Annotated in this window: 28 protein-coding genes; 15 read left to right on the forward strand and 13 right to left on the reverse strand. The window is 67.2% G+C overall.

Translation table 11 applies throughout. The features are described from left to right. Positions 1–51: 51 nt before the first annotated feature. Entirely contained in the window at positions 52–1,332 is a 1,281-nt protein-coding gene (locus ABGB19_RS18605; RefSeq protein WP_347687446.1) for a cytochrome P450, read from the reverse strand. A 196-nt stretch (positions 1,333–1,528) separates the two neighbouring features. Here ABGB19_RS18605 and ABGB19_RS18610 point away from each other — a divergent pair, with 196 nt between their 5' ends. After that, a complete protein-coding gene (locus tag ABGB19_RS18610; protein WP_347687447.1) occupies positions 1,529–2,149 on the forward strand; it encodes a TetR/AcrR family transcriptional regulator in 621 nt (206 codons plus the stop codon). Here the strand turns inward: ABGB19_RS18610 and ABGB19_RS18615 are convergent. The 4 genes from ABGB19_RS18615 to ABGB19_RS18630 are packed head-to-tail and all read right to left on the reverse strand — an operon-like array spanning position 2,143 to position 4,937. Next, entirely contained in the window at positions 2,143–2,607 is a 465-nt protein-coding gene (locus tag ABGB19_RS18615) for a hypothetical protein (RefSeq protein ID WP_347687448.1), read from the reverse strand. The two genes, ABGB19_RS18610 and ABGB19_RS18615, sit on opposite strands and share 7 nt — an antisense overlap. 45 nt (positions 2,608–2,652) lie before the next feature. Then, positions 2,653–3,807 carry a thiolase family protein gene (locus tag ABGB19_RS18620; protein WP_347687449.1) on the reverse strand — a complete coding sequence of 385 codons (1,155 nt, stop codon included), beginning with the start codon at positions 3,805–3,807 and terminating at the stop codon, positions 2,653–2,655. 14 nt (positions 3,808–3,821) lie between these two features. Further along, on the reverse strand, positions 3,822–4,256 hold the full coding sequence (locus ABGB19_RS18625; RefSeq protein WP_347687546.1) for an OB-fold domain-containing protein: 435 nt from the start codon (positions 4,254–4,256) through the stop codon (positions 3,822–3,824). 39 nt (positions 4,257–4,295) lie between these two features. After that, positions 4,296–4,937 (reverse strand): TetR/AcrR family transcriptional regulator, encoded by a 642-nt coding sequence (locus ABGB19_RS18630; protein ID WP_347687450.1) that lies wholly within the window; start codon positions 4,935–4,937, stop codon positions 4,296–4,298. 64 nt (positions 4,938–5,001) lie between these two features. Here ABGB19_RS18630 and ABGB19_RS18635 point away from each other — a divergent pair, with 64 nt between their 5' ends. The 4 genes from ABGB19_RS18635 to ABGB19_RS18650 are packed head-to-tail and all read left to right on the forward strand — an operon-like array spanning position 5,002 to position 6,910. Next, complete coding sequence (locus tag ABGB19_RS18635) at positions 5,002–5,421, forward strand: nuclear transport factor 2 family protein (RefSeq protein WP_347687451.1); 420 nt, start codon at positions 5,002–5,004, stop codon at positions 5,419–5,421. Continuing rightward, a complete protein-coding gene (locus ABGB19_RS18640; protein WP_347687452.1) occupies positions 5,418–6,224 on the forward strand; it encodes an SDR family NAD(P)-dependent oxidoreductase in 807 nt (268 codons plus the stop codon). The genes ABGB19_RS18635 and ABGB19_RS18640 overlap by 4 nt, the downstream gene beginning before the upstream one ends. 1 nt (position 6,225) lies before the next feature. Continuing rightward, positions 6,226–6,393, forward strand: a complete 168-nt coding sequence (locus ABGB19_RS18645; protein ID WP_347687453.1) for a hypothetical protein — start codon at positions 6,226–6,228, stop codon at positions 6,391–6,393. Further along, positions 6,377–6,910: a VOC family protein gene (locus tag ABGB19_RS18650; RefSeq protein WP_347687547.1), complete on the forward strand. Its 534-nt coding sequence runs from the start codon at positions 6,377–6,379 to the stop codon at positions 6,908–6,910. The genes ABGB19_RS18645 and ABGB19_RS18650 overlap by 17 nt, the downstream gene beginning before the upstream one ends. Positions 6,911–6,982: 72 nt before the next feature. Here ABGB19_RS18650 and ABGB19_RS18655 read toward each other — a convergent pair whose 3' ends face one another. Continuing rightward, positions 6,983–7,699 carry an enoyl-CoA hydratase/isomerase family protein gene (locus tag ABGB19_RS18655; protein ID WP_347687454.1) on the reverse strand — a complete coding sequence of 239 codons (717 nt, stop codon included), beginning with the start codon at positions 7,697–7,699 and terminating at the stop codon, positions 6,983–6,985. 92 nt (positions 7,700–7,791) lie between these two features. Between ABGB19_RS18655 and ABGB19_RS18660 the strand changes: the two genes are divergently transcribed. From ABGB19_RS18660 to ABGB19_RS18685, 6 genes are all read left to right on the forward strand, one after another. Then, complete coding sequence (locus ABGB19_RS18660; protein WP_347687455.1) at positions 7,792–9,336, forward strand: AMP-binding protein; 1,545 nt, start codon at positions 7,792–7,794, stop codon at positions 9,334–9,336. 67 nt (positions 9,337–9,403) lie between these two features. Then, a complete protein-coding gene (locus ABGB19_RS18665) occupies positions 9,404–10,594 on the forward strand; it encodes an amidohydrolase family protein (protein WP_347687456.1) in 1,191 nt (396 codons plus the stop codon). A gap of 32 nt (positions 10,595–10,626) precedes the next feature. Continuing rightward, the gene (locus ABGB19_RS18670; RefSeq protein WP_347687548.1) at positions 10,627–12,066 is read left to right on the forward strand and encodes a FadD3 family acyl-CoA ligase; all 1,440 of its coding nucleotides are present in this window, start codon (positions 10,627–10,629) and stop codon (positions 12,064–12,066) included. Between the two features lie 144 nt (positions 12,067–12,210). Beyond that, positions 12,211–13,086: a hypothetical protein gene (locus tag ABGB19_RS18675; protein ID WP_347687457.1), complete on the forward strand. Its 876-nt coding sequence runs from the start codon at positions 12,211–12,213 to the stop codon at positions 13,084–13,086. Continuing rightward, a complete protein-coding gene (locus ABGB19_RS18680) occupies positions 13,083–13,709 on the forward strand; it encodes a hypothetical protein (RefSeq protein ID WP_347687458.1) in 627 nt (208 codons plus the stop codon). The genes ABGB19_RS18675 and ABGB19_RS18680 overlap by 4 nt, the downstream gene beginning before the upstream one ends. A 10-nt stretch (positions 13,710–13,719) precedes the next feature. After that, on the forward strand, positions 13,720–14,415 hold the full coding sequence (locus tag ABGB19_RS18685) for a 2-C-methyl-D-erythritol 4-phosphate cytidylyltransferase (RefSeq protein WP_347687459.1): 696 nt from the start codon (positions 13,720–13,722) through the stop codon (positions 14,413–14,415). On the opposite strand, the gene ABGB19_RS18690 is transcribed toward ABGB19_RS18685, so the two are convergent. Then, positions 14,393–15,106, reverse strand: coding sequence for an IspD/TarI family cytidylyltransferase (locus tag ABGB19_RS18690; protein WP_347687460.1), 714 nt, complete (start codon positions 15,104–15,106; stop codon positions 14,393–14,395). The two genes, ABGB19_RS18685 and ABGB19_RS18690, sit on opposite strands and share 23 nt — an antisense overlap. A gap of 143 nt (positions 15,107–15,249) precedes the next feature. Continuing rightward, on the reverse strand, positions 15,250–15,828 hold the full coding sequence (locus ABGB19_RS18695) for a transcriptional regulator (protein WP_347687461.1): 579 nt from the start codon (positions 15,826–15,828) through the stop codon (positions 15,250–15,252). 147 nt (positions 15,829–15,975) lie between these two features. On the opposite strand from ABGB19_RS18695, the gene ABGB19_RS18700 reads away from it, so the two are divergent. Both ABGB19_RS18700 and ABGB19_RS18705 read left to right on the forward strand, forming a co-directional pair. Continuing rightward, the gene (locus ABGB19_RS18700) at positions 15,976–17,250 is read left to right on the forward strand and encodes a low temperature requirement protein A (protein ID WP_347687462.1); all 1,275 of its coding nucleotides are present in this window, start codon (positions 15,976–15,978) and stop codon (positions 17,248–17,250) included. Between the two features lie 221 nt (positions 17,251–17,471). Continuing rightward, positions 17,472–17,891 carry a ChaB family protein gene (locus tag ABGB19_RS18705; protein WP_347687463.1) on the forward strand — a complete coding sequence of 140 codons (420 nt, stop codon included), beginning with the start codon at positions 17,472–17,474 and terminating at the stop codon, positions 17,889–17,891. On the opposite strand, the gene ABGB19_RS18710 is transcribed toward ABGB19_RS18705, so the two are convergent. Next, on the reverse strand, positions 17,892–19,169 hold the full coding sequence (locus ABGB19_RS18710; protein ID WP_347687464.1) for an MFS transporter: 1,278 nt from the start codon (positions 19,167–19,169) through the stop codon (positions 17,892–17,894). It abuts the gene before it with no gap. 329 nt (positions 19,170–19,498) lie between these two features. Here ABGB19_RS18710 and ABGB19_RS18715 point away from each other — a divergent pair, with 329 nt between their 5' ends. Continuing rightward, entirely contained in the window at positions 19,499–20,254 is a 756-nt protein-coding gene (locus tag ABGB19_RS18715; RefSeq protein WP_347687465.1) for a MerR family transcriptional regulator, read from the forward strand. Positions 20,255–20,257: 3 nt separating this feature from the next. On the opposite strand, the gene ABGB19_RS18720 is transcribed toward ABGB19_RS18715, so the two are convergent. From ABGB19_RS18720 to ABGB19_RS18735, 4 genes are all read right to left on the reverse strand, one after another. Then, complete coding sequence (locus tag ABGB19_RS18720) at positions 20,258–21,058, reverse strand: ABC transporter permease (RefSeq protein ID WP_347687466.1); 801 nt, start codon at positions 21,056–21,058, stop codon at positions 20,258–20,260. Further along, entirely contained in the window at positions 21,058–21,837 is a 780-nt protein-coding gene (locus ABGB19_RS18725; protein ID WP_347687549.1) for an ABC transporter permease, read from the reverse strand. Before ABGB19_RS18725 ends, ABGB19_RS18720 begins: the two co-directional genes overlap by 1 nt. A gap of 71 nt (positions 21,838–21,908) precedes the next feature. Beyond that, positions 21,909–23,054, reverse strand: coding sequence for an ABC transporter substrate-binding protein (locus ABGB19_RS18730; protein WP_347687550.1), 1,146 nt, complete (start codon positions 23,052–23,054; stop codon positions 21,909–21,911). 68 nt (positions 23,055–23,122) lie between these two features. Further along, entirely contained in the window at positions 23,123–24,205 is a 1,083-nt protein-coding gene (locus tag ABGB19_RS18735; protein WP_347687467.1) for an ABC transporter ATP-binding protein, read from the reverse strand. A gap of 188 nt (positions 24,206–24,393) precedes the next feature. Here ABGB19_RS18735 and ABGB19_RS18740 point away from each other — a divergent pair, with 188 nt between their 5' ends. Then, positions 24,394–25,119: a DUF1906 domain-containing protein gene (locus ABGB19_RS18740; protein WP_347687468.1), complete on the forward strand. Its 726-nt coding sequence runs from the start codon at positions 24,394–24,396 to the stop codon at positions 25,117–25,119. Positions 25,120–25,566 lie beyond the last annotated feature (447 nt).

A 25,566-nucleotide genomic window follows, 5' to 3' on the forward strand; every position in this document is an offset into this window, starting at 1 on the left:
TCGTCGATATGGCGAAAGGGGCGAGCTGCCCGCAGTTTCGGCGGTCGAGGCTCAGCTGATCGGCGTGAACTCGATGTTGATCTCGGTGAGTCCGCGCAGGATGAACGTCGGCTCGTAGACGTACTGACGGGCATCGATCGGACCGTGCTTCTCCTCGCTGACCCTGATGTCAGCCATCCGGTCGAGGATGCGTTCGATCGAGACGCGACCCTCCACACGCGCCAGCGGGGCGCCGGGGCACGAGTGGATGCCTCGGCTGAACGCGATGTGCTCGCGGACGTTCTTGCGGTCGAGCGAGAACTCGTGAGGATTGTCGAACCGCTTGGGATCGCGGTTGGCGGCACCGGGACTCACCATCACCGTCGTACCGGCCGGCACCGGGGTGTCGCCCAAAGTGGTTGACTTGCGGGCCATCCGGAACACACTCTTCACCGGGCTGTCCATCCGCAGACACTCTTCGATGAAGACCGGGATGAGGCTGCGGTCGTCGCGCAACTTCTGCTGGATGTCGGGCCGATCGGACAGCACCCGCATCGCCGCGCCGAGCAATTTGGCAGTCGTCTCCTGACCGGCGGCGAACAGGAACGTCGCCGTCCGCACCACGTCGACCACCTCCGGCGTCGACCCGTCCGGATACTTCGCGGTCGCGATCGAGGTCAGCACGTCGTCACGCGGCGACTCTCGGCGCTCCTCGATGTAGCGGGCGAACTTCTCGTCCGCCCAGGCCAGCGGATTGGCGGCTATCACCTCGTGATCGAGGCCGCCGATGTTCGATCCGGGCCGCTCGGCGCCGAAGGCCTCGCGGAAGTCCTCGTGATCCTCTTCGGGGACGCCGAGCAGGTCGGCGACGACCAACAGCGAGAAGGGTTTCGCGTACGCGGCGAGGAACTCGCATTTGCCGTCGGCGATGAACTCGTCAATGTGGCGGTCGGCCAGCCGCCACATGAAGTCTTCGTTCTCCTTGAGCCGCTTGGGCGTCAGCAGCCTGGACAGGATTGAGCGGGCGTCGGTGTGCTGGGGCGGATCCATGGTGACCATGTGCTCGTACATCGGGATCTCGGTGCGGTGGGCCTCGAGCTCCGCGCAGATGTCGTCACCCTCGGGGACGAACGGCATCGGCGTGAAGGGACCCATCACCGCCACGCACGAGGAGAAGTTCTCCGAGTCCTTATAGACGGTGTTGGCCGCCTCCCAGCCCGTCACGGCCAGCACGCCGTTGTTGATCGGACAGCACACGGGGTCCTTGCCGCGGATGTGGTCGTAGTACGGGTGCGGATCGGGGACGAGCGAGGGATCGCTGAAGTAGTCGACCGAATCGAAATCTGTGGTCATCTGCGGAAACCCTCCGAGTTCGACGCTGACGCGTGCTGGTGATGGTGGTGAGCGGACCGTGCCGCTCGCGGAATCGTTGTCAATACGCTGAGCACCTGCTTAGCATGGCGGTAAGGTCAGGGTCAAGATCGCGAGACGAGCCGCCACTACGATCGGCGTGTCGGAACGCCTCATGTCCGGAAAGTGAAGTGATCGCATGGCATCGGCGCGAAGAATCGGGGCACCGGACTCGAAGAACCGCGGCCTGCTGCTCGACGCCGCCGAGAAACTCCTTCTGGAGGAGGGCTATGCCGCGGTGACGTCGCGGCGGGTCGCCGACGTGGCCGGTCTCAAGCCGCAACTGGTGCACTACTACTTCCGCACCATGGAGGACCTGTATCTGGCGGTCTTCCGCCGCATGGCCGAGACGGGCTTCGAGGTGCTCGCCAAGGCGCTGGCATCGCCCCAGCCGCTGTGGGCGCTGTGGCAGTTCAGCACGCAACCCGAGGCCACCCGGCTGACGATGGAGTTCATGGGTCTCGCCAACCACCGTAAGGCGCTGCGGGCCGAAATCGTCCACTTCGCCGAGCGCTTCAGGGCCGAGCAGAACAAGGCGATCGCCGACGCGCTCAAGCGCTACGGCGTCGACGCCGCAGACGTGCCGCCAGTGGTGTGGACGGTGTTCGCGACCAGCGTGTCGCAGGCCTTGGTTGTCGAGCGTGCATTGGGTATGACGACCGGCCACGCAGAGACATTCGCCTTCTGCGAGAACTGGATCCGCCGACTGGAAGGTGAACCGCTTCCGGCCGGCGAGGCGACATCGTTTGTCGGTCAGTAGCTCCGGATCGAGCAGAGCGCACCCTTCGGACCCTGGTGGGTTTTCACGACCACTCCATCGACCGCGAGCACGCAGTGGATGTTGGGTTTCTGTTCGCCCGGCCCGCTGGTCGCCGTGACCAGCGCCCAGCTGTTCGGGTTGGCCAGCTGCACGTCGAGGTTCCACTGCTGATCCGGACCGACCTGTGCCTCGACCTTCGGAGTGAACTGGTATGTGTTATGGCTGTAGGCGGCCCAGTTCGGCGGATCGACGTCTCGGTAATAGATGTCAACGAAGAACGGTTGTTCGGCCCACACCGTGTACTTGACGTCGTGCAGAGGCGCGGGCGGGGGTGGTGGCGGCTGGGCCGCCACCGGCGCCGCCGTGACCAGCACGCCGCCGGCCGTGATCGCCATTGCCGATACGAGTGTCAGCAAAGCCGATCGCCCTGCCCGCCCGCATGCCCGCGATAACTTCATTTCCGAATCTTAGAACGATGTTTCCTGGCCAGGATCCGATTCGCCTCAGACCGTCAGGATCGTCGCCGACGCGGTCCCCGGAGCACCGTAGACCTGAGCCAGTCCCACCTTGGGCTCACCGGGTACCTGGCGGTCACCGGCCTCGCCGCGCAGCTGGCGCACGAGTTCGTGAACCTGGCGCAGTCCGGACGCCCCGATGGGCTCACCGTTGGCGATCAGCCCGCCGTCGGTGTTGATCGGCATGGATCCGTGGATCTCGGTGGCCCCGTCGGCGAGCAGCTTCTCCTGCTCACCGTCGGCGCACAGGCCGGTCTCGGCCATGTGAATGACCTCCGCCCCGGCGTCGGTGTCCTGCAGCTGGGCGACGTCGACGTCCTCGGGCCCGATGCCGGCCGCCTCGTAGGCCGCCTTCGCCGCGTACACGGTCGGCGAGGCGTCCTCGTCGAGCGGCGCGGACGTCGCGTGCACCTCGTAGGCGCCGAAGGTCCGGGTGCGGATCTCGGTGGCCTTGACATACACCGGCTTGTCGGTGAAGCGGTGGGCGATGTCGCCCCGGCACATGATCACCGCGGCGGCGCCCTCGTCGGGCGCGCAGAACATGTACTGCGTCAGCGGGTAATTCAGCACGGTCGAGTTGAGGATCTCGTCGACCGAGATCTCCTTGCGCCGGAACGCGTTCGGGTTGAGCGCGCCATTGCGGAAGTTCTTGTTGGCGACCCGCGCCAGCGTCTCCTGCGAGATACCGTGCTTGTGGATGTAGTGGTTGGCCTTCATCCCGAAGAACTTGGTGGTGACGAACTGACCGTTCTCGGCGTACCACTGGGGGAGTGCCAGCTTGGCCGGGTCGTCGGTGAACGCACCGCGCGGGTGCTTGTCCAGCCCGATCGCGATGCCGATGTCGTACTTGCCCAGCCGGATGGTGTCGGCGGTCTGCTGGATGGCGCTCGCCGCGGTGGCGCACGCGTTGAAGACGTTGGTGAACGTGATGCCCGTCAGGCCGACGAGGCGGGTGACCGCATCGGGATTGGAGACCTCATAGCTGCCCCCGAACCCGAACTGAATGTCCTTCCACTGCACGCCGGCGTCGGCGAGCGCGAACTGGATGGCCTCGGCGCCCATCTCCATGGCGGTCTTGTCGAACCGGCCGAACGGATGCAGTCCGACACCGATGATCGCGACTGAGTTTTCCGCGGTGCTCATGCTCGTTGTCTCCTCTAAACCGGCTTGAACGCGAAGGTGACGACCTCGTTGCCCTCGTCGTCGGTGGTCAACGGGATCATGGTCAGCTCGACCTCCTGACCGAACTGCAGCTTCGCGGGGTCGTTCTCGGTGAGCCGGCCCTCGACGCGGATCACATCCTCGAGCTGAACGAGACCCACCCCGAAGGGCACGAAGTCCTTGCCGGTCGGACCCTTGTACGGCGCCCCGGGCGGAAAGCCCTGCGTCGTCCAGGCGACCAGCGTGCCGCGGCGCGGCAACGTGACGTCCGACATCTCGGCGGCGCTGCACCGGGGACAGCGCTGCTGGACGGGAAAGGCGGTGGCGCCGCAGGCGCCGCACCGGCTCCCGATCAGCTGAGGGTTCTCGTCGGGCCACGTGGAGATTTCGGGCGCCAAGGCAATCTGCTGTGTCGACACGTCGCTGACGATAACCGGAAATGACGTTCTCGTCTAGAGAGAACCGGGTCGTCAACAGAGACGTTTGTAGCCCTCAACCAGCGCCGCGATGTCGCGCCCGACGACCTCGGCGAATGAACCGTCGCCGTATTCGCCCGCCGCCCAGTGCCGCGCGCCCTCGCTCACCAGCGACTGTGCGACCCTCGCGACGTGCGTGACGTCGAAGTGGGCGGGCAGCTTGTCGTCGCGTCGGGCGCACTCGAAGACCTCGGCGAAGATCACCGACGTCCGCTCGAGATGGTCGTGGCCGGCGAGCGCCTGGCGGTAGCCCTCGATGATCGCCTCGACGATGAGTTCCCCGGGGCTGGTGCGCATGGTCCCCTCGAGGCTGGCCAGCACCGCGGTGATCACCGCATTGAGGTCGTAGGGCTGGCGCAGCATGTCGGTCGCGCGTTGGCGTGCGGCGTCGGTCGACAACACGCCCACCTCGAACAGCACATCCTCCTTGCGCGGAAAGTAGAAGTAGAACAACGCTTTCGAGACCCCGGCCGCGCGGCAGATATCGGCCACCGTCGTGGCCGCATAGCCGTTCGCGCGCCATAGCGCCAACGCGGACTGCACCAGTGCCTGCTTCGTGGCGTGCGAGCGCGCCTGCTGAAACGACGCCCTGCGCTGACCTCGGTCAGCAACGGAGGCCCTCGGTGTTCGCGTCATGCACAGGCTTTCTAGGGCAGATCAGTAGTTGACCCGAGTCTAACTTCGCCGATAGCCTTCCGCTGTGGATGCTGACAACGCGCAGATCACCGACGTTCTGATCCGCTACGCGACCGGGATCGATTTCAAGGACTGGGCGCTGTTCCGCACGTGCTGGGCCGACGAGGTCGACATCGACTACGGCGACCTCGGGCGGCACTCGGACGCCGACCAGTTCACCGCCTTGATGGAACAGATCCACGGTGGCATGGGGCAGACGTACCACCGGATCTCCAATCCGGCCATCGAAGTCGACGGGGACCGGGCGACGGCTCGCTCCTACGTACACGCGGTGCTGCAGGCGGTGCCCGGCGACTCGAACAGCTGGATCGACGCGCTCGGCCACTACGACGACGAGCTCGCCCGGACGGCCGACGGATGGCGAATCGTCAAGCGCACCACCCATATCGCGCGGGTGATGAGCGCCGCCGGTGTGGCGCCGTGACGGATCCGGACTTCGTCGCCAGATACGGCCCGTGGGCCGTGATCGCCGGTGCATCGGAGGGCATCGGTGCGGCGCTTGCCGACCAGTTGGCCGCGCGGGGACTCGATCTGGTGTTGATCGCGCGCAATGGTCCGCTGCTCGAGCAGGTTGCCGAAAAGGCGCGCGACCGGCACGGGGCGCAAGCGCGTGCCGTCGTGCAGGACCTCACCGCGGACGACGCCGTCGCCAAGATCGCCACGGCCACCGACGATCTCGACGTGGGGCTGCTCGTCTACAACGCGGGCGCCTCCGACCGCACGGCGGAATTCCTGGACAACGAGCTCGACTACTCGGTGAAGCAGGTGGCTCTGGACTGCATCGGGCCGATGGCGTTGACGCGTCACTTCGGTCCCGCCATGTGCGGGCGCGGCCGGGGCGGAATCGTGATCGTCGCATCGCTGGCCTGCCTCGCCGGGTCGGCGACGCTCGCCGTCTACTCGGCGGTCAAGGCGTTCCAGCACACCTTCGCCGAAGGGCTGTGGGCGGAGTTGCGCCCTCACGGCGTCGACGTGTGCTGCACCCCGCTGGGCATGACCTACACGCCGGCGCTGCAGCGGATGGGCGTGGACTACGACCCGCAGACTCAGATGCGTTCGGAGGATGTGGCCGCCGAGATCATCGAGAACATCGGCAACGGGCCGACTTTCGTTGTCGGAGAGAACAACCGCGCGATGGCAGAGCAGATCTGGACGGTCGACCGGCGCACGTTGGTCGAGATGATCAGCGCGGCGTCCGCCGATTTCGCGGCGAAGAGGGGACGGTGACATGCGCGCTGTGGTGCTCCGCGGCGGTGAGCTCGAGGTGCGGGAAACCGCCGATCCGTCGCCGAGCATCGGACGGTTAATCGGCCTCGACGAGGATCCCGAAGCCATCGATCAGGTGCGCAAGGGTCAGGGGCCGCCGCGCGTCGTGGTCCATCCGAGCGCGTCATGACGGACCTGCCGGGCGCAGTCCCCAGATCGGCTACGTCACCACCGATCTCGACCGTGCGATCGCGGGTTGGCTGCAGTTGGGCGTCGGTCCGTGGTTCGTCATGCGGGGGCTGCCGCAGCGCGTCACCTACCGCGGCGAGCCGTGCGAGATCACGCTGTCGCTCGGGCTGGCCAACAGCGGCGAGATGCAGGTGGAGTTGATCCAGCAGCAGGACGGCACGCCGAGCATCTTCACCGAGTTTCTCGAGGCTCGCGGCGAGGGTTTTCATCAGTTGGCCTACTGGGCCGAGGATTTCGCGGCGACGATGGCCGCCGTCGAGACCGCAGGCTGGCCGGTGGTGTGGTCGGGCGGCGAGGACGTCGGGACCCGCTTCGCCTACGTCGAACCGCCGGGGAGTCCAGCCGCCGTCATCGAGATCATGGAGCTCAACGACATGACTGCAGGCATGGCGACGTTCGTCCGCGACGCGGCCGCGAACTGGGACGGCACGGATCCGATCCGCGAGCTCGGCGGTTGACTCCGCGCTGAGGGCGCGGTGCACTCGCACATTGACGCCCTGGACGCGGAGTCAACGATTCCTACTTGGCTCCTACTTGGCGCGGTTCATCGCCTTGTCGGCGGCGGCCCAGTGCTCGTCGGACACCCACAGCCGCGCGAAGGCGGCGACGGCCTCGTCGGTGGACGCGCCCTTCATGACGCGCTTGATCTCGCCGGCCGGACGATGGGCTAACTTGCGCGCGACGGCGCGCCAGTCGCCGTCGAAGGACTCGCGCGGCAGCACGCGGTCGATCAGGCCGATCCGTTCGGCGTCGGCAGCCTCGAGGATTGTGCCGGTGCCGGCCAGCAGCAACGCCCTGCTGTACCCGACGAGCTCGACCAGCCGCTCGGCGCCGCCCCAGGCCGGCATGATCTCCAGCGCCACCTGGTTGAAGCCGATCCTGATGTCGGCGGCGGCGAGCCGGATGTCGGCGGCCACCGCGAACTCGGCCCCGCCGCCGAGCGCATGCCCGTTGAGCACCGCGACGGTGACGCCGGGAAAGCCGGCGATGCGATCGCACACCCCGCGCATCGTGCGCGCCATGGCGGCGGCGTCCTCCTCGGTCCTCAGCGCGGCGAGCTGCTTGAGGTCACCGCCGGACACGAACGCGCGGTCGCCGGCGCCCTTGACCACCAGCGCCGTGGCGCCCTCGGCCTTGTCGAGAGCCTCGTGCAGTTGCTCCATGGTCTCCGGCGCGATGGCGTTGCGCGCCTGCGGACGGTCGATGGTGATGACCGCCAAGCCGTCGTCGAACTCGAGGTCGACCATCAGACATTCTCCATATGCGATATTGGCATTCTCAAAAACAGAGAATAGCATCGCGTCCGAGTCGGAGGAGCGGGCTGATCATTGGGGAGTCGATGCGCAACATCCCTGTCGAGCTGACCAAACGCTACGAGCAGGAGGGGTGGTGGACATCCGACACCCTCGGTGAGTTGCTCGCGCGCCACCTGAAGGCGAACCCCGACAGTGGCTTCTGGGTGCACTCGGAGGTACGGCCGTACACAGGCACCTTCGCCGACGTCGAGCTGCGTGCGCGCCGGCTCGCGGCGGGCCTGCACCGGCGCGGTGTGGGGCCCGGCGATGTGGTTGCGCTGCAACTGCCGAACTGGATGGAAGCCGCGGTCGCGTTCTGGGCGTCGGCGTTCCTCGGCGCGGTCGTCGTGCCGATCGTGCACTTCTACGGACGCAAGGAACTCAACCACATCCTGTCGACGTCGCGGCCGAAGGCGTTCATCACCGCAGAAGAGTTCGGCCGCATGCGGTTTGAGCCCGACCTGGCCGCGAATGTTCCGATCGTGGGCCTGGTCGGAACGGAGGGCTTCGACGAGCTGTTCGACGACGAACCCATGCGGGGGACGCTGCCCGCCGACCCGGCCAGCCCCGCACTGATCGCGTTCACCTCCGGCACGACGAGCAATCCGAAAGGCGTTGTGCACAGCCACCAGACGCTGGGCTTCGAGACGCGCCAGCTGCTGGAGAACTACCCGAAGAACCGCGGCCGACAGCTGACCGCGACGCCCGTCGGGCATTTCATCGGCATGCTCGGCGCGTTCCTCATCCCGGTGCTCGAGGGCGCGCCGATCGACCTGTGCGACGTATGGGATCCCGGCAAGGTGCTCAAACTCATGGATTCCGAAGGGATGTCGATCGGTGGCGGGCCGCCCTACTTCGTGACCAGCCTGCTCGACCACCCGGACTGCACCGATGCCCATCGAGCCCGGTTCACCACCGTCGGTCTCGGCGGCTCCACCGTCCCAGCGGCGGTCACCCGCAGGCTGGCCGACCTGGGCATGTTCGTGTTCCGCTCCTACGGCAGCACCGAGCATCCGTCGATCACCGGATCGCGGCCAACGGCGCCGGAGGACAAGCGACTCTACACCGACGGCGATCCGCGGCCCGGCGTGGAGATCAAGCTGACCGAGGACGGTGAAATCCTCTCGCGCGGACCGGATCTGTGTCTCGGCTACACCGACGACGAGTTGACCAGGCGGGCATTCGACGACGACGGCTGGTACCACACCGGCGACATCGGCGTCATCGACGACGACGGCTACCTGACCATCACCGACCGCAAGGCCGACGTGATCATCCGTGGCGGCGAGAACATTTCCGCGCTCGAGGTCGAAGAGGTCCTGCTGAGCATGCCGAGCGTCGCCGAGGCCGTCGTCGTGGCCGCGCCCGACGCGCGACTGGGAGAGCACGCGGCCGCGGTGTTGCGCGTCCGAGACGGCCACGAGATGCCGACGCTCGAGGATGTACGGGCGCATTTCACGCAGGCCGGCGCGGCCGTCCAGAAATGTCCCGAGGAACTGCACCGCGTCGACGACTATCCCCGCACGGCGAGCGGCAAGGTGCAGAAGTTCCGGGTCCGCGAATACGTGCGGGAGAACACCGCCACGTAGGGAACCCCACGTTGCCAACCCGGCACCTGTGAGAATAGGATTCTCCGGAGAGGATAAGGAGTGTTCCATGGGGCAACTTTCACACCGGGTCGACATCCCGTTTCCGCTGTTCGATGCGGACAACCATCTCTATGAGCCGCCGGAGGCGATGACCAAGTACCTCCCGAAGGAGTACAAGGACGTCGTCCAGTACGTCGAGGTCAACGGTCGCACCAAGATCGCGATCAAGGGGCAGATCAGCAACTACATTCCGAACCCCACGTTCTCGCACGTTGCCAAGCCGGGTGCCTGGGAGGAGTACTTCAAGTTCGGCAACCCCGACGGCAAGAGCAAGCGCGAACTCTTCGGTGAGCCCATGCGGTCCATCCCGGCGTTCTTCGAGCCCGCGCCGCGCCTGGAGCTGATGGACCAGCTCGGCGTCGACCGCTCGCTGATGTTCCCGACGCTGGCCAGCCTGATCGAGGAGCGGTTGCGCGACGATCCGGTCGCCATCCACGTCATCATCCACTCGCTGAACCAGTGGCTCGACGAGGTGTGGGGCTTCAACTACCAGAACCGCATCTTCACCACTCCGGTGATCACGCTGCCGATCGTCGAGAAGGCGATCGAGGAGCTCGACTGGGCGGTCAAGCGCGGCGCCCGGGCGATCCTGATCCGCCCGGCGCCGGTGCCTGGCTTCCGCGGTCCGCGCTCGTTCGCGCTGCCCGAGTTCGACCCGTTCTGGGAGAAGTGCGTCGAGTACGACGTGTTCATCGGCATGCACTCCTCCGACAGCGGCTACTCCCGCTACACCTCGGAGTGGGACGGCGCCGCGCAGGAGATGCTGCCGTTCCAGACCAACGCGATGTCGATCCTCAACGAGTGGCGGCCGATCCAGGATGCGGTGGCCTCCTGGGTGATCCACGGTGCGCTGTTCCGGCATCCGAAGCTCAAGGTCGGCATCGTCGAGGCGGGCTCGAAGTGGATGTTCCCGCTGCTGGATTCGATGGCCGAGGTGTACAAGAAGGCGCCCGAGGCCTTCCCGAGCAACCCGATCGAGGAGATCAAGAACCGCATCTTCGTCAGCCCCTTCTACGAGGAAGGTATCGACGATCTGATCAACCTGATCGGCGTCGACCAGGTGCTTTACGGTTCGGACTGGCCGCACCCCGAAGGCCTCGCTGAGCCGACTCACTACGTGACCGCGCTCGAGCACCTTTCGGTCGAGGATCAGGCGAAGATCATGGGCGGCAACCTGAGTCGCCTCGTCACGGTGTGACCTACCTTCCCCACTGGGACACCATCCCCGAGATGGCGTTGAGCGCGGCGGACCGTTTCGGCGATGCGGAAGCGGTCGTCGACGGTCCGCTGCGCTTGTCCTTCACCGAGTTGGTGCATCGGATCCGTTGTGCCGCAGGTGCTTTCAAGGACTTCGGCATCGCCAGGGGGGACCGTGTCGCGGTCTGGGCGCCGAACTCCGCGGAGTGGATCATCGCCGCGTTCGGCCTGCTGACAGCCGGCGGCGTGCTGGTCCCGGTCAACACCCGGTTCAAGTCCGAGGAGGCGGCCGACATCATCGGCCGCAGCGGGGCAAGGGCCGTGCTGGTGCAGAAGGACTTCCTCGGCCTGGACTACACGCTGCCCTCTTCGGAACCGGCCCGACGTCTGCCCGTCATCGACATCAACTCCGACTTCCTCTCCAGCGGTTCACCGTTCGAGCGTGAGGTCGACGGCGCCGACGTCGCCGACGTCATCTTCACCTCGGGGACCACGGGGAAGCCCAAGGGCGCGATGATGAACCACCGCCAGACCCTGCGAGCCTACGAGGAGTGGGCGACACTCGCCGACCTGCGCGAGGGCGACCGCTATCTGATGATCAACCCGTACTTCCACACGTTCGGGCTCAAGGCCGGGCTCATCGCGTCGTTCCTGCGTGGCGCGACCATGGTGCCGGTGGCCGCCTTCGACGTCGAGCGCGTCGTCGATCTGGTTGAGCGCGAACGCATCACGATGCTGCCCGGCCCGCCCACGCTGTATCACTCATTGCTCACGGTCGCCGACAAGGGCAGGCTCGCAAGCCTGCGGGCGGGGGTGACCGGAGCGGCCGACATTCCGGTCGAGCTGATCCGGCGCATCCACGACGAACTGCCGTTCCAGACGCTGATGACCGGATACGGGCTCACCGAGGCGGGAAACGTCACGCTGTCGCGGCCCGGCGATTCGTTCGCCGACGTCGCGACCACGGCCGGGCTGCCGTGTCAGGACGTCGAGGTCCGCATCGCCGACGACGGCGAGGTGCTGGTCCGCGGTTACAACGTCATGCAGGGTTACCTCGACGACCCCGACGCGACGGCCAGGGCGATCGACGCCGACGGGTGGCTGCACACCGGCGATCTCGGCGAGTTCACCGACACGGGCCGATTGCGAATCGTCGGCCGCAAGAAGGACATGTTCATCGTCGGCGGGTTCAACGCCTATCCCGCCGAGATCGAGGGTTTTCTGCTCGAGCACCCCGCCGTCGCGCAGGCGGCGGTGATCGGGGTCCCCGATGAGCGGATGGGGCAGGTCGGTAAGGCGTTCGTCGTCCGCAATACTGGTCACGACGATGTCTCGGGTGAGGACCTCATTTCATGGAGTCGGGAGCGAATGGCGGGATTCAAGGTGCCCCGCTCTGTAGAGTTCCTCGACGAGTTGCCGTTGAACGCCACCGGCAAGGTGATGAAGGACCGCCTTCATGACAATCACCGCTGAGCGCATGCACAGCGTGTAAATAGCGTTTCCGCAGGCAATAGGCGTTTGCCGGGCGGTCTGGACGCGGGTATCGTCGCGGCGATACTCAAAAATGGATAATGGCATTCTCATCAGGTAATGGGCGTAGCAGACAAGGAGGTCGCCGTGCCGTCTTTCAGACGCCGCGCGTCGGTGATGGACGCGGACAGCGTCGCGCAACCGACGCAGCGGGACGCTGAGCGGTCGGCGGATGCAGCGGACGCGCTGGTGCTCGCCGAGGAAGCGGAAGCCGAAGCCGCCGAAGCAGAAGCGATCGCGGCCGCCGCACGGGCCAGGGCCCGCGCGATCCGGTTGCGCAAGCAAGCGCAGGCCGAGGAGACGGCGACGGCCGACGCTGCCGAAGCGGCGCCCGATGAGGCCGTCGCCGACGAGGGCGGTGAGGCCGCCGCCGACGAGGGCGGTGAGGCCGACGCCGAGGTCGTCGACACCGAAGCCGACGACGCGGCGACCGACGGCGAACCGGCGGCCAAGAAGTCGCGCCGACTGCGCATGCCGCGGATCCGCTGGGGGATCGTCGCGGCCGTGGTGGCGATCCTGTGCATCTCCGCACTGATCACGCTGAGTGTGCTCATGGTGCTCGACGGTCGCCAGCAGGCGCAGGAGCAGCAGCGCACCGCCGAGTACCAAGCGGCCGCGCGGCAGAGCGTGGTGACGCTGATGTCGCTGGACTTCAACAAGGCCCAGGAGGACGTGCAGCGCATCATCGACAACTCGACGGGTCAGTTCAAAGAGGACTTCGAGGCGCAGGCCGAGGCCTTCGCCCAGGTGGCCAGGGACTCGAAGGTGGTCACGGAGGTCACCGTCAACGTGGCGGCCGTCAAGTCGATGACCGACACGAACGCCAGTGTGCTGGTGTCGGCCACCTCCCGGGTCACCAACAGCGCGGGCGCCAACCAGGAGCCCCGCTCGTGGCGGCTGCTGGTGGACCTGGTCCGCGAGGGCGACCAGATCAAGATGGCGAAAGTCGAGTTCGTGCCGTGACCACTGAGAACACCGACGAGGCAGACATCATCGCGGCCGAAGAACCGGATTCCACCGCCGCCGAGGTCGAGTCGACGGCCGAGCAGGAACCGGCGTCCGAATCGCCCGCCGCGGGCAGGCGCGCGGTGCTGCCCGGCCTGCGCAGGCGGATCGGTGCGCTGGTGCTGACGCTGCTGCTGGTGGCCTCGGCGGGGGTCGCGGCGTGGCTCTACTTCTTCCAGTTCCGGCCGGACCAGCAGACCGACGCCGGCGCCCGCGAGGTCGTGCTGGAGGCGGCGAAGACGGGAACCGTCGCGCTGCTGTCCTACTCGCCCGAGACGCTCGACGCGGACTTCACGAACGCGAAGTCGCATCTGACGGGCGACTTCCTGGACTACTACACGCAGTTCACCGAGCAGATCGTCACCCCGGCGGCCAAGCAGAAGCAGGTGAAGACCAGTGCGGCCGTCGTGCAGGCCGCGGTCGCGGAGATGCAGCCGACGTCGGCGGTGGTGCTGGTGTTCGTCAACCAGAACACCGTCAGCAAGGAGAATCCGGACGGCGCGTTCGCCGCGAGCGCTGTCAAGGTGGCGATGACAAACAGCGACGGACGCTGGCTGATCAACGCGTTCGACCCCGTGTAGCGTCGCCGCCGTGAGGGCGTCGTCGCAATCCGGGCTCTCGGCGATTGTGCCGCTGCCCGTTTCGGTGACACCCGACGCCGCGTTCGAGCCGCTGGCGGGCGAGCCGCCGCTGGTGCGTATCGTGCGCAGCCTGCTCGGCGTGCTACCCGGTCAGTCGGATGTCCTGGTGGCGGCCACCGAACGGCTCGTCGGCGACGTCCGCGGAATTCTCACCGGTGCCGGCCTTCGCGCGGTGGGCGTCGTGACGGTCGAGGGTTCGGCGAGCAGGGCCAGGTGTCTGGGCGCCGGCCTCGACCGATTGTCCGCAGAGGCGGTCCGGCAGGTCCTCGTGCACGACATCCGGCAGCCGCTCATCCCGACCGATCTGCTGAACCGGGTGGTCGCCCGCCTGACGGGCGGGGACCCGGTAGTGCTGCCCACCGTGCCCGTGACCGACAGCGTGAAGGCCGTGGACGAACATGGCACGGTGACAGCAACACTCGATCGCTCCACCCTGCAGGTGGTGCAGTATCCGCGCGGCTTCGCCGTCGAGCGCCTCGCCTCGTTGCTCGCCGAGGCCGCCGATGCGGATTTCGACGAAGCCGACGCCGCCGTCCGCGCCCGGATGCCGGTCACGACCACGGACGGCGACGCCGAGGCGTTCCTCGCCGACCTGCCCCGCGACGCGATGTTCGTCGAGGCGGTCATCGGGAGTCGCGTGCGCTGATCCGGTGCCGCAGAAGGTGTTCGGCGATCGCGATGTCGCGGGCATAGGTCACCTTGATGTTGTCCGGCTCGCCGGGGACCGTGCGGACCGCGACGTCGCCGAACCTCTCCACGCACGAGGAGGTGTCGGTGCCCTCGAACCCCTCCCGGTCAGCGGCGCGGTACGCATCCAGCAGTGGCCGGGCCCGGAACGCCTGAGGCGTCTGAACACGAACAAGCTTGTCCGTCAACGGTTCCGCGCCGGCGGTCAGCACATGGAACAAGGGAAGCGCCGGAATGGCACCGCCGGACTCGCGGGCCACCGTCAGCGCGGATGCGAACAGCTCGGGGCCCGCCAGCGGCCGCGCCGCGTCGTGGATGAGCACGACGTCGATCTCGCCCGACTCGATGTCGGCGGACAGATGACGCAGCACGTTGCGTTCCGATCCGTGCCGGCTGTCGCCGCCCTCGACCAGTTCGACATCGGCCCCGGGCAGTTCGCGCCGCACCATGTCGTGAGCGAGTTCGTGTTCACCGCGCCGGAACACCAGCACGATGCGCGCGATCCCGCTCACGTGTGCCAGGGTGTCCAGCGACCAGGCCGCCATCGGCCGACCGGCCAGCGGCAGGTAGGCCTTGTTGCTGTTGGCGCCGACGCGGGTGCCCATCCCCGCGGCGAGCACAACCGCCACGGCATCCGGGGTCACGGTCACCCTCGTATCTTGGCACCGCCCAGTGTGCGACCAGTTCGCCAGGTCGTGCCCCGTCCTCGCGAGTGTGAACGTACTGCGAAGATTCGGCGAAGATTTCGCAGTAGCTTCACATTCGGCGAATGACGGGTACTGCGCGCCGACCGTCAGTCCTCGGCGTGGCGACTCTGGTCCCATCGCGGGGACGGCCGCGCGCGCGAGTGCGCCGAACGCATCACCTTGCGGGAACCGTGCGGTGCCTGGCCGTCGGCGCCGTGGCCGAGCACGTCGAAGGCGGACATGCGCATCGCGTGGTAGAGGTCGCGATGTCCGTTCACCCACGGTTCGGTCCACTTGTCGAGCAGTTCCCCGGCGCGCAGCAGCGGCAGCAGGTGGGCCACCAGCTGCGGATCGATACCGCCCCCCAGCAACTGCTCGATCAGGTCGACGGCGTCATGCCAGTCGACCGAGACGTCGTCGCCCAGTTGCAGATACTGCGGATCGACGGTCAGCAGCCCATCGACGCCGAGCGGGCGCAAGCGCCACATCGCCGAGCGCAGGCTGGCGACCGCCCTGCGCGTCTGCGCATGGGGCCACAACGTGGCGCACACCCACAACCGGTGGACGGGCTTGCGCTTCAACGCGACGAGTGCGATCACCCGCTGGCATGCCGGCGGCAGGTCGACGCGCTGCCCACCGTGGTCAACGGCGAATCCGCCGAGAAGGTGCAACGACAACTGGTCCACGCGTCGATCGTCGGCCCGGCGGCGCGCGGTGGCATGCGTAGTGCACTACTCGTTTCGTCCCGCCCCCGCGTGCGGCGACGCGAATCGTGACCGGTGGGGCGCAGTGGGACCGGCTGCGGTGGAATGTAGCGGGAAAGGACGCAAACGATGAGCGAGACGCAACACGAGCCGACGGCGACCCGGCACCGGGTGCGCCCCATGTCCGGTCGGGATCCCGGCGAAGAGCACCGGGCGGCAACGCCGTTGGAACTGCTCTTCGACCTGACCTTCGTGATCGCGTTCGGTATCGCCGCCAACGAGTTCGCGCACATGCTCGCCGAAAATAAAGTCGGCGCCGGCCTGCTCGGGTTCAGCCTGGCGACCTTCGCGGTGTGCTGGGCGTGGATCAACTTCAGCTGGTTCGCCTCCGCCTACGACACCGACGACTGGATCTACCGGCTGATGACCATGCTGCAGATGGTCGGTGTCGTCGTCATGGCGCTGGGCTTCCCGCCGATGTTCGCCTCCATCGAGCACGGTCACCACGTCGACAACCGGGTCATGGTCGCCGGCTATGTCGTGATGCGAATCGCCTTGGTAGGGCAGTGGTTGCGGGCCGCCAAGCAGGATCCGAAGCATCGCTCGGCATGCCTGACCTATGTCGCCGCCGTCACCGTCGCGCAGGCCGGCTGGGTCGCCAGCATCTTCCTCGACACGTCGGTGCCGGTGACCTTTCTGGTGGTCGTCGTGCTGATCGGCGTGGAGACGCTGGGTCCGGTGCTGGCGGAGCGGCGCAGGGGCGGAACACCGTGGCACGCCCACCACATCACCGAGCGCTACGGACTGCTGACGATCATCGCGCTCGGCGAAGGGGTGGTCGGCACGGTGGCGTCGTTGACCGCCGTCGTCAACGCGCAGGGATGGTCGTTCGACGCCGCGTTCGTGGTCGTGGCCGGCATCGGCCTGACGTTCGGGATGTGGTGGACGTACTTCGTCCTGCCGCAGGCCGACCTGTTGCACGCCCGGCGCGAGCGCTCGTTCTTGTTCGGGTACTTCCCGATCATCACGCTGGGCGCGATCGTCGCGACCGGTGCCGGGCTGCATGCAGCCGCCTACTACCTCGAGCGCCATTCCAAGCTGAGCTCCGTGGAGACGGTGCTGACCGTCGCGGTGCCCGTCGGGATCTACATCGTGTCGATCTACGTGCTCTACATGCTGATGGTGCGGGCCGTCGAGGCGTTCCACGTGGTGGTCATCGCGGCGACGGTCGGGGTGCTGGCCGCGGCGGTGTGGCTCGCCGCCTCCGGCGTCTCGATGGCCAACTGCCTGTTGGTCGTGACGCTGGCGCCGATGGTGTCGGTGGTCGGCTACGAATGGGTCGGACACCGGCTCACCGAGCATGCTCTGGCCACGACCGTTCGACCCGATCGCACCCCGGAATGAGTCGCTGAGCCGTTTAGCCGATCGCCCTCCGGGTATCTGACTGGCAGCCGTTCGAGGTGGCAGCGGAGAATTCACCGCGCCATCGCTTGCGTAGCCGCGAGCAGACCCGAACCGCCGCGGTCAAGAAGCGGCCCCCGGTTCGCCCGTTACCCGCCGGCGAACCTGGCGATGTCGCCTCGGCGGCTGTCCACGTCTCAGCGGCGCAAACGAGGAGGTCGACGATGCCGAAGACGACCAAGAGCGGCGGCGCACGCAAGAGCGAACTGCCGAGCACACTGCAGAAGTCCGACGCCAAGGCCCAGCGCACGTTTGCGAAGGCCCACGACGCGGCGGCCAAGGAGTACGGCGAGGGCGAGCGCGCTCACCGCGTCGCCTACAGCGCCCTCAAGCACAGCTACGAGAAGGTCGGCGACCACTGGGAGCCGAAGGCTGAGAAGGGTCCGTCCGACCAGCGGGCGCGCAGCGGCGGCCCGAACGCCAAGGGTGAGACCGCCGAGGGCGTCGACGCCAACGCCTCGAAGAAACATCTCGTCGAGATCGCCCGTCGGCTGGACATCTCCGGTCGGTCGACGATGAGCAAGGACGAACTGGTCTCGGCGATCAAGAAGGCCAACCGCCGCGCCTCGGCGCGCAACCGCTGATCAACGACTCCCGGCGGGCTGGGTCTGCGGCCCTTCCAACAGCATCTGCTCGCTTAGATCGCTCAGCATCAGCCTGCGTGCCTTGCGGCGGGTGATCAGAATCCCGACGACGGCCAGCGCCCAGATCGTGTACTGCACCGTCCATGCCCACCGGAACGAGTCCAACGAGATCTCGCCCGCCGCGTCGAGGATGACGCCCATCGCCTGCATCACCAGCAGCGAGGCGATGAAGCCGCCCATGTTGACCAATCCCGACGCGGTCCCCAGCGTGGCGCTCGGGTTGAAGGTGCGCGCGAAGTCGAAGCCGACCATCGAGCCGGGACCACCGACCGAGATCACCACGATCAACACGACCAGCAACCACAGCGGCGCCCGCCCGGGCAGCGCGAGCACCACCGTCCACACCGCGGCGTTGCTGGCGATGATCGCCAGCACCAGGCGCGAGCGCCGGTGCGGTCGGCGTCCGGTGAAGATTCCGACGAGGATGCCCGCCGAGATGGCGGCCACCACCGACACCGTCAGCAGCGAGCCGGCGATACTCGCCGACAACCCCTGCGCCTTGGTCAGGTACGGGACACCCCACATCAGCGCGAACGCCGTGACCGAGAACTGGGTGCCCATGTGGGTGAAGAAGCCCAACCGCGTACCGGGGCGCAGCCACACGGTCTTCACGCTGGCCAGCGTCTCCCGCACGGACATCGTCTCCGCCTCGACCACGTTGCCGTTGGGGGTGTTCCTCACCAGCGCGAGGGTCAGCACCATCGACAGCACGCCGACCGCCGCCACCGACGCGTACGCGGTGGTCCAGCCCCACGCGCTGAGCACCGCGAAGAACGGAACCGCGGAGAGCACCTGACCGAGTTGGCCGCAGATCCCGGTCAACTGCGTCACCAGCGGCACCTGGCGGGCCGGGAACCAGTGCGAGACGAGTCGCAGCACGGAGATGAACGTGAACGCGTCGCCGAGGCCGAGCACCGCGCGGGCGGCGATGGCCGTCGGTAGCGACTCGGTGAAGGCCAGCGCGAGTTGCCCGGATGCCATCAGCGCGGCGCCCGAGAGGATCAGTGTCTTGGAGCCGAACCGGTCGAGCAGCAGCCCCGCCGGCACCTGCGCGCCGGCGTAGACGATGACCTGCAGGACGACGAACGTCGAGAGCACACTGGGACTGGCCTGGAACCGGTCGGCCGCATCGAGGCCGGAGACACCGAGCGTGGTGCGATCGAGAACCGCGACGATGTAGGCGAACAGTCCGGTGGCCCAAACGATCCAGGGACGCACACCGAACCTTTCCCGCGCTCACGTTGCCTAAGCCTTCGGTGACCATCGTCGCCGACGCCTGCCCGCCGACGCCAATGCGCGCAGCGTGAACTCGCTCACCGGAGCAGATGCTCTGGGCGGGAGTGTTGGCTGAAACCGCACGGCCTTGCGCGCACCGCCTAGCGATCGCCGTCATATCCGCAGGCCGATTGGTGTGAGGCGAATAGCTAGCAAACCGCTGTGTACTGGGCTTTTCCTTCGCTCACCACCATTGCGCGGCTAGAGTGGTCACATGACCAGGGGCGGTGCCATGCCGGCCCGCATACCGCGACCGAGCGGGGCGGGGCGGGTTGACTGAGTACCGTCTCGACGAGCTCGCCCGGATCTCGGGTGTCAGCGCCCGCAACATCCGGGCGTATCGGGAGCGCGGCCTGCTCGACCCACCCCGGCGGGTCGGGCGCTCGGCGTTCTACGACGACTACCACCTGTCCCAACTGCGGACGATCAACCAGCTGCACCGGCGCGGCTTCAACTCCGCCCACATCGCCGAGTTCTTCACCAGCCTGCGCCAAGGCGCCGACCTCGCCGACATCCTGGGCATCCAGCGCGCGGTGCTCGGGCCCAGGACCGAGTCGGCCGACGAGAGCGCCGAAGTGGATTCGACGGTGGGCAACCCCGCAATCGATGCCGACAGCAACGAGGGGCGCCGGCTGGTCGCCTACGGCATGGCCGAGGTCGCCGACGGCTCGGTGACGTTGACCGACCTCGCGGTGCGCAACGTCATCGCGCGAGCGGCCGACCCCATGGCCTATGTGCGTGTCCTCCTGCACATCGTCGAGTCGACGCGCGATGCCGTCGACGTGCTGGCGGGTGGCTTCGTGCACGGGCTCGACGAGTGCGTGGCCGCCCGGTTCGGCGTCGACCACGCGCCCGGACCCGATCAGGTGGAGGAGCTGAGCGAGGTGGTGCGGGACTACCGCGAGCTGTGGAACAGCGTGGTGTCGGGTCGGTTGGACACGGCGCTGCAGCAGCAGGTCGCGGCCGCCGACTCCGAGTACGCCGCGGGCGCATTGCTCAGCGGCCGGCGGGAGAGCGAGGCGACGTAGCCCTCACACCCGGGCGCCGGCCGGGTCGCCTCCGAAGCGCTGGGCCAGCCACACGGGGATGATCGCGACGACGGTGAGCGCGGCGGCCACCACGTTGATGACCGGGGCGTGATTGGGCCGGAACAGGTTGCCGAAGATCCAGATCGGAAGCGTCTGCACCGTCGGACCGGCGGTGAACGTGGTGACCACGATCTCGTCGAAGGAGAGCGCGAACGCCAGGACCGCGCCCGCGACCAGCGACCCGCGCATCATCGGGAAGGTGACGTACCGGAACGTCTGCCAGGGTGAGGCGCCGAGGTCGGCGGAGACGTCCTCGAGATGCTCGCCCATCCGGCGCAGCCGAGCCTGCGTGTTGTTGTAGACGACGACGATGCAGAACGTGGCATGGCCGACGATCACCGTCGCGAGGCCGAGCGTCACGCCCAGCGCGGAGGTGAACGTCGCATTCAACGCGATACCGGTGACGATGCCGGGCAGCGTGATCGGCAACACCACCAGCAGGCTGATCGCGCGCCTGCCGAAGAACTCGTAGCGCTGTACCGCGATCGCGGCCATGGTGCCGAGCACCAACGCGATCGCCGTCGCGCCGAGCCCGACGACCACCGAGTTGGCGAGGGACTGCCAGAGCCCCCTGCTCCGCCACGCGTCCGCCCACCACTGCAGGGTGAACCCGGTGGGCGGGAACGCGAAGGTACGCGATTCGTTGAAGGCGTTCACCACGACCAGAAGCAGTGGCGCGTAGAGGAAGATCAACACCATCGCCGTCCACCCGCCCGCCGCGCGGCGCACCGCCGGTGACGTCATCAGACGTTCTCCAGCGCGCCGGTGCGGCGCACAGCCAGCAGATACAGCACGATGGCAGCCAGCGGAATGGTCGACAGGGCGGCGGCCAGCGGTTGGTTGTTGGCGGTCACGAGCTGGCCGTAGATGATGTTGCCGAGCAGCTGTGTCTTGCCACCGACGATGGTGACGGCGATGTAGTCGCCGAGCGACAGCGAGAAGGTGAAGATCGAACCTGCCGCGATACCCGGGAAAATCAACGGCCACACCACCATTCGCAGTGTCGACAGCTCCGATGCGCCCAGGTCGGCGCTGGCGTCGAGCAGCGGGTCCGGCACCCGGTGGAACGCGGCGAACACCGGGATCACCATGTAGGGCAACCACAGATAGGTCAGCGTCACGGTCGTGGCGATCAGTCCGTAGCCGGGGCGGTAGCCCGTCACCGACGCCACCGGCCCCTCCGGTGAGAGCAGCATGCGCCACGCGTACGCCTTGACCAGATAGCTGGCCCACAGCGGCGTCGTCACCGCCACCACCAGCGCGAGCCGGACCCGGCTCGACGCCACCTTGGCCATGTAGAACCCCAGCGGTACCGCGAGCACCGCACAGACGACGGTCACCGTGGTCGCGACGGCCACGGTCCGCAGCGTCGCCGCGCGGAACACCGGATCGGTTGCGACGCGCGCCATGTTGTCGAGCGTGAAGTTGTGGATCACTGCACCGGTGAACGCATCGGTCATCCAGAACGCTGAAAGCAGCAGGACGGCAAGCGAACCCAGGTAGGCCAGGCCAAGCCACGCCATGGGCGGGATGAGCAGGAAGGCGAGGCTCAGGCGCCGGGCGACCGCCACGGACGCGACGCCGCGGCGCCTGGTCACCCCTTGATCTGTTGCCACTTGTCGACCCACTCGGCGTAGGCCGTGCAGTCATCACCGCTGCCGTCGACGCACTCCTTCTGCGGTGTGATCCAGTAGTGGATCTGGGACGCGAAACCTTCGTCGGTGGCGTGGTAGATGTCGCAGAAGTCCATCTCGGTGGTGTACTCGCACGCCTTGGTGTTCGCCGGCGCCTCGCCGAAGAACTCGGCCACCTGCGCATTGATCTCCGGGGAGGAGATCCAGTCCATCCACTTGTACATGCAATTCGGATGCGCGGCTTTCGCCGAGACCATCCAGGTGTCCGACCAGCCGGTCGAGCCCTCCTTCGGCAGCACGGTGTTCACCTGGACCTTGTTGCCCGCGCCGATGGTGTTGGCGATCACCTGCCAGGTGGTGCCGATCACCGAGGTCCCGGACTCGAACGCCTGCACCTCCTTGGTGTAGTCCGACCAGTACTCGCCGATGTTCTCCCGTTGCCTGGAGAGCAGTTCGACTGCGGCGTCAAGTTGTTCGTGCGTCAGCGAATAGGGGTCCTCGATGCCGAGTTCGGGCTTCGTCTTGGACAGGTACAGCGCGGCGTCGGCGATGTAGATGGGGGAGTCGTAGGCGGTGACCTTGCCCTTGTATTTGCCCGCATCGTCGAACACCGCCGCCCACGAGTTCGGGGCGTCGCGCACGACTTCGATGTTGTACATCAGCAGATTGGCACCCCACCCGTGCGGAATGCCGTACATCTGGCCATCCACCGAGTTCCACGGCTTGTCTTTGAGGAATGCCGAAATCGACTCGTAGTTGGGCACCAGCGAGGTGTTGACGGGCGCGACGTCGCCGGCGTAGATCAGGCGCAACGTCGCGTCCCCGGATGCCGACACGCCGTCGTACTGACCGCTGCGCATCAACTGGACCATCTCGTCGGAGGTGTTGCCGATCGTGACGTTGGTCCGGCAACCGGTCTGCTGCTCGAAGGGGGTCACCCAGTCGGCGTCGGGGTCGTTGGACCCGTTCTCCGCGTAGCCCGCCCAGGCGATCAGATTGAGTTCGCCCTCCCCTTCGCCGACGGCGCTGAGCGGCTCGAGCTTCGGTGGTTCCTGGCCGGCTCCACCGGGATCCTGTCCGCCCGAGCAAGCCGTCGCGAGCCACATCACGACCGCGGCACAGGTGAGGACGGCGAGGCGGGCCCGCTCGGCGGTCGACGGCCTGGGGTGCATGGCTACTCCTCGATCGATAGGGCGTGGACGGCTTTGTCGGGCCACGCCAGCGTGACCGGGCTGCCGTGGGTCAGGCCGGGCGGCAGCCACGTGCTGGCGGTGAGCACGGTCGCGATCAGCGTGACGCCGCGGCGGGTGTCCGCGGTGATGCGGGTGGTGGGTCCGGCATAGATGATCTCCGAGACCGTCGCCTCGACGGTGCGCACGCCCGACACCGAGTCGGTACCCGGCGCGAACACCCCGATACGCTCCGGCCTGACCACGAACGTCCCTGTCCTGCCCAGGATTTCGTGTGCGTCGAGACCCTCGAGCACGTTCGAGGTGCCGACGAAGTCGGCGACGAAGCGGTTGGCCGGGTTCTCGTAGACCTCGCGGGCGGTGCCCACCTGCTCGATGCGGCCCTCGTCGAGCACCGCCACTCGATCGCACAGCGTCAGCGCCTCGTCCTGGTCGTGGGTCACGATGAGGAACGTGATGCCGACCTCGCGCTGAATCGCCTTGAGCTCGAGCTGCATCTGCTCGCGCAGCTTGAGGTCAAGGGCGCCGAGCGGTTCGTCGAGCAGCAGCACACGTGGCCGTCCGACCAGGGCACGCGCCAACGCCACCCGTTGGCGCTGGCCGCCCGACAACTCGGCGGGGCGCCGCGCCCCTTGCCCGGCCAACCGGACCATGTCGAGCGCGTCGGCGGTGCGGCGCCGCCGCTCGGCCTTTGCGACGCCGCGCACCTTCAGCCCGTACTCCACGTTCTGCCCGACGGTCATGTGGGGGAACAGGGCGTACTCCTGGAACACCGTGTTGACGTCGCGATGGCGGGCAGGCAGACCGGTGACGTCGACACCGCCGAGCCTGACGACCCCTGCCGTGGGCTGTTCGAACCCGGCGATCACCCGCAGCAGTGTGGTCTTCCCCGAACCCGATGGGCCCAGCAGCGCGAAGAGCTCACCATCGCCGACGGTGAGGTGGGCCCCCTCCACGGCGACGACGCCGTTGCCGAACACCTTCCGGACGCCGATCAGCTCGACCCGCGGGCCGTCAACGGCCGCGTCGTCGACAGCCGCGGAAGTGCGGACCGCGTCGGAAGGCATGGCCAATCGTAGGAACGAGACCGGCGACAGCGGTGACCCTTTCCGCGAGCGGACAGAGAATCGCGACGACCGCGGCGGTTTCCGCGCGAGTCCGGGTCTGCTCGCGGCAATGTCCACCCGCAAATCTTGATGCCTGTGACCAGTGGCGTTGACGTGAAAAGTGATACGTCTGTCGTAATCTGTGGCTCGTGTCAATTTCTCGGCGCGCCGTGCTCAAAGGCGCCGTCGCCGCGCCCGCCGCGTTGGCCGTCGGCACCGGCCTGCACGCGCTCGCGTCCGCAGCGCCCGCCACGGCGGCGCAGATGGGCATCCTGCTCGACTATGCCGCCGGGGTGATAAAGGCCAGCGACATCCGCGCCTCGGGTGCCCTCGGTGCGATCCGCTACGTCTCCGACCGGCGCCCCGGCGGGGTCTGGATGCTGGGCAAGCCGATCGTGCTCGCCGAGGCGCGCGACCTCTACCAGAACGGCCTCAAGATCGTGTCGTGCTATCAGTACGGCAAGCAGGACACCGCCGACTGGCTGGGCGGGCAGCGTGCGGGTGTCGCGCACGCCAAACGGGGCTGGGAACTGCACGTCGCCGCGGGCGGTTCCTACGGGGCGCCGATCTACGCCTCCATCGACGACGACCCGTCGTTCGAGCAGTACAAACAGCAGGTGGCGCCGTTTCTGCGGGGCTGGGAGGCCGTGCTGGGCCGGCAGCGGGTCGGCGTCTACGCGAACTCCAAGACCATCGAATGGGCCCTGCAGGACGGCATCGGGGCGTACTACTGGCAGCACAACTGGGGATCGCCCGGGAAAGTCGCCCACCCGGCCGCACATCTGCATCAGGTCGAGATCGACAAGCGGTCCGTCGGCGGTGTGGGCGTGGACATCAACCACATTCTCAAGCCGAGCTACGGACAGTGGGACTAAACCTTACCGATCAGTAAGTACGCTCAGCAAACTCGGCCCGGTCGCTGATGGGGTCGGGAAGACAAATCTCGCCGACGTGTCTTGTCGGAGACGCTCGATCCAGCAGGTGAGACGGGGCAGGAATATTTACATAACGATTACATAACAATCCCACTCTGATCTGCGCTCTTCTGCTTACTCGACCGTAACCACCTGCATGCAGGACGTTTGTCCCAGTAGCCTTCGACGCGTTCTGAGCGGGGCGTTACGCAATACCGGGTTACCCGAGCGTAGAACTCATCAGTAACCATTTCGGGTGCCGATTCGAGGTCTCCTCTTATGACACTCTTAGTACGGCTGGCGTGCGCGGAACGAGGATCGCGAGAGCTGACGCGACAAACCGTCCGATCCGACAGGACGCAGCAGAACCAGCCGGATTCGACGCCGAATCGCATGGCCGGGCGCAGG

Origin of the sequence: Mycobacterium sp. B14F4 (assembly GCF_039871645.1) — a bacterium.
Classification (GTDB): Bacteria; Actinomycetota; Actinomycetes; order Mycobacteriales; family Mycobacteriaceae; genus Mycobacterium.

Excerpts from the sequence above, each read along its gene's own strand:
- ABGB19_RS18670 (WP_347687548.1), top strand. The coding sequence starts at position 10,627 with ATGGCGTTGAGCGCGGCGGACCGTTTCGGCGATGCGGAAGCGGTCGTC.
- ABGB19_RS18700 (WP_347687462.1), top strand. The coding sequence starts at position 15,976 with ATGAGCGAGACGCAACACGAGCCGACGGCGACCCGGCACCGGGTGCGC.
- ABGB19_RS18730 (WP_347687550.1), bottom strand. The coding sequence starts at position 23,054 with ATGTGGCTCGCGACGGCTTGCTCGGGCGGACAGGATCCCGGTGGAGCC.
- ABGB19_RS18645 (WP_347687453.1), top strand. The coding sequence starts at position 6,226 with ATGCGCGCTGTGGTGCTCCGCGGCGGTGAGCTCGAGGTGCGGGAAACC.
- ABGB19_RS18610 (WP_347687447.1), top strand. The coding sequence starts at position 1,529 with ATGGCATCGGCGCGAAGAATCGGGGCACCGGACTCGAAGAACCGCGGC.
- ABGB19_RS18630 (WP_347687450.1), bottom strand. The coding sequence starts at position 4,937 with ATGACGCGAACACCGAGGGCCTCCGTTGCTGACCGAGGTCAGCGCAGG.
- ABGB19_RS18620 (WP_347687449.1), bottom strand. The coding sequence starts at position 3,807 with ATGAGCACCGCGGAAAACTCAGTCGCGATCATCGGTGTCGGACTGCAT.
- ABGB19_RS18660 (WP_347687455.1), top strand. The coding sequence starts at position 7,792 with ATGCGCAACATCCCTGTCGAGCTGACCAAACGCTACGAGCAGGAGGGG.
- ABGB19_RS18655 (WP_347687454.1), bottom strand. The coding sequence starts at position 7,699 with ATGGTCGACCTCGAGTTCGACGACGGCTTGGCGGTCATCACCATCGAC.
- ABGB19_RS18665 (WP_347687456.1), top strand. The coding sequence starts at position 9,404 with ATGGGGCAACTTTCACACCGGGTCGACATCCCGTTTCCGCTGTTCGAT.
- ABGB19_RS18705 (WP_347687463.1), top strand. The coding sequence starts at position 17,472 with ATGCCGAAGACGACCAAGAGCGGCGGCGCACGCAAGAGCGAACTGCCG.
- ABGB19_RS18615 (WP_347687448.1), bottom strand. The coding sequence starts at position 2,607 with ATGAAGTTATCGCGGGCATGCGGGCGGGCAGGGCGATCGGCTTTGCTG.
- ABGB19_RS18720 (WP_347687466.1), bottom strand. The coding sequence starts at position 21,058 with ATGACGTCACCGGCGGTGCGCCGCGCGGCGGGCGGGTGGACGGCGATG.
- ABGB19_RS18725 (WP_347687549.1), bottom strand. The coding sequence starts at position 21,837 with ATGGCGTGGCTTGGCCTGGCCTACCTGGGTTCGCTTGCCGTCCTGCTG.
- ABGB19_RS18605 (WP_347687446.1), bottom strand. The coding sequence starts at position 1,332 with ATGACCACAGATTTCGATTCGGTCGACTACTTCAGCGATCCCTCGCTC.
- ABGB19_RS18735 (WP_347687467.1), bottom strand. The coding sequence starts at position 24,205 with ATGCCTTCCGACGCGGTCCGCACTTCCGCGGCTGTCGACGACGCGGCC.